This is a genomic window from Psychrobacillus sp. (assembly GCF_056205495.1).
Genome location: NZ_JBAEAP010000559.1, coordinates 1 through 2,605, shown reverse-complemented (window position 1 = coordinate 2,605; position 2,605 = coordinate 1). Strand labels below are relative to the sequence as shown.

The window sequence follows — 2,605 nt, the reverse complement described above, 5'->3', positions numbered from 1 at the left end:
AAAAGCCCCAGGCAGCTTTGCACTAGTAGGATGCGGAAATTCTGAAAAGGATACAGAGTGGGCACACCACCATGGTAACTTTAATATTGATGAAGATTCACTTGTAACAGGAGCAGAGCTTTATGCTCAATACGCTTGGGCTTACTTAAATAAATAACAGGATTTTGAAAAGCTAATCCATAGGACAATAAAGTCCTTCGATTAGCTTTTTCATTTTCTACAAATCATCTATATACTCCCCTCTTAAACCGCCTTCAAATAAAAAATAAAAAAACAATAAGATATACGTCTATTTTTAAAATTTAACTCAATTGGAAACTATTTTCTGTATTTTTCGTATATACTAGGGAAAAAAGAAGAGGAGGTATTTAAATGGAAGATATAATTGGACTTTTTATTGGCCTTGTTGCTATAGTAATGGTCTTTTCGATTCCGTTAACGGCTATTTGGACAACCCATTTACGCAAAATGCAGTCTATGAAATCTAAGGTAATAAAGGATGAAATTGAACTAGAACGGCTTAAATACGACAATTTCCTATTAGAAACAGAAAAAATGCGATTAGATTTGCAAAACAAGCAAGCTAGTCTTTTAGAAATGTCTGCAGACCCCCTAGTCGTAGAGTTGCAAAAAAGACCTAAGGCGGAGACTCAGGCTTTATAATGATCGTGCAGCTTTAGTTTGCACGATTTTTTTGGTATAAGAAATGGAGAAAGGAGTATTTAGCATGTCCTCTTCTACTAAAAATTTTTTCCAATTACTGAAAAGCTTAAGGTGGCCAGTTAAAATAGCAGTTTTAGCTATTGTCCTTTCCTTATTAAGCACGGTCATTAGTTTAGTAGTACCTTTAGTAACTAAAACACTAGTTGACTCATTGACCTCAACTAGCTTCAATTGGACTCTTATCCTATTGTTATTGGCTGTATTTATATTGCAGGCCGTGTTCGGTGGTTTTTCCTACTACCTTTTGTCCTACATAGGAGAATTTGTCGTTGCTGATTTGAGAAACAAGCTATGGAGCAAGGTTCTTCATTTACCAATCCCCTACTATGACCGACATGAAAGCGGCGAAACAATGAGTCGTATCACTCAAGATACTTCTACATTAAAATCATTAATCACTGACCACTTAGTTAATTTTGTATCAGGTATCATAACGATCATTGGTTCAGTTATCATTTTATTTTTTATAGACTGGAAAATGACATTAATCATGCTTATAAGCGTTCCACTAAGTATGGCTATTATGATGCCTTTAGGTTCTATGATGCATAAGGTCGCGAAGGCAACCCAAAAAGAAATGGCCTCATTTTCTGGATTGCTAGGTAGAGTTCTATCTGAGATAAGACTAGTAAAATCTTACCGGGCAGAAGAAAATGAAACCGTTAGTGGCGGAGAGGCAATCCAAAGACTTTATCGGTATGGACTGAAGGAAGCCAAGATTCAATCATTCATATCCCCTTTTATGACCCTTATTATGATGGCTATCCTAGTTGTCATTTTAGGTTATGGAGGATTACAGGTTTCTAATGGCACACTCTCTGCTGGAGACCTTGTGGCAATTATCTTCTATTTAGTTCAAATAATTTTTCCTTTCGCTCAAATGGCAACGTTCTTTACCTCCTTCCAAAAGGCTGTGGGAGCAACGGAACGAATTCAAGAGATATTTGCAATGGACAGTGAACCTGTTGAGGATCAAGCATCAACAGCGTTGGAAGATGGGATAATTACTTTTAAAGACGTTCATTTTTCTTATGGAGAAAACAAAAAAATTATAAATGGAATTACGTTTGAAGCAAAGCCTGGTACAGTTACCGCTTTTGTAGGACCAAGTGGTGGAGGAAAAACTACTATCTTTTCGTTACTCGAGAGGTTTTACGAGCCTGACCATGGTGAAATTTATTTTAACAGATCTCCTATTCACGAACTACCTTTAAGGGATTGGCGTTCTAAAATGGGGTATGTATCACAGGAAAGCCCTTTGATGAGCGGTACTATCTTGTCTAATATGACTTATGGTATGACAAAAATCCCTTCGATGGAAAAGATTATAGAGGCTGCAAAAGCTGCAAATGCCTCGTCCTTTATAGAAGAGCTTCCTGACAAATACGATACGCTTGTAGGCGAACGAGGAATGAAGCTATCTGGCGGGCAAAGACAACGAATAGCAATTGCAAGAGCACTCTTACATGACCCTAAAATATTGTTATTAGATGAGGCTACCTCAAACTTAGATAGTGGATCAGAATCTTTTGTTCAAGAAGCACTAGAACGATTAATGAATGGTCGTACTACCTTAATCATCGCCCATCGATTGGCAACCATCATGCATGCTGACCAAATCTTTTTTATAGAGCAGGGAGAAATTACAGGCACCGGTACACATGAAGAATTACTAAGTAGTCATGAATTATATAAAGAGTTTACACAAGGACAAGGATTATCTTAGAATCTATCTGTCATATTTCTTTCTAATGTAGAATAAGATAACTTTAACCCTCTAAATTCACCTAAGAAAGTGTAAATGCCAAGCGTAGTTTTTTGCTTATATAACAGGTTTCGGATGTAAAATTTTAACTTTGAAGTTCCCAAAAGACTATTTTAT

The 2,605-nt window shown here is 36.6% G+C and carries 2 protein-coding genes and 1 pseudogene; all 3 read left to right on the top strand.

The annotated features are described in order from the left end of the window. A pseudogene (locus AC06OU_RS15770) lies at positions 1-157 on the top strand (amidohydrolase); the annotation flags it as partial. 215 nt (positions 158-372) lie between these two features. Further along, positions 373-663, top strand: coding sequence for a hypothetical protein (locus tag AC06OU_RS15765; protein ID WP_169358507.1), 291 nt, complete (start codon positions 373-375; stop codon positions 661-663). A 64-nt stretch (positions 664-727) separates the two neighbouring features. Further along, the gene (locus AC06OU_RS15760) at positions 728-2,449 is read left to right on the top strand and encodes an ABC transporter ATP-binding protein (protein WP_475857043.1); all 1,722 of its coding nucleotides are present in this window, start codon (positions 728-730) and stop codon (positions 2,447-2,449) included. Positions 2,450-2,605 lie beyond the last annotated feature (156 nt).

Bases quoted from the DNA above. Each gene is read 5' to 3' on its own strand.
- AC06OU_RS15765 (WP_169358507.1), top strand. From the start codon at position 373: ATGGAAGATATAATTGGACTTTTTATTGGCCTTGTTGCTATAGTAATG.
- AC06OU_RS15760 (WP_475857043.1), top strand. From the start codon at position 728: ATGTCCTCTTCTACTAAAAATTTTTTCCAATTACTGAAAAGCTTAAGG.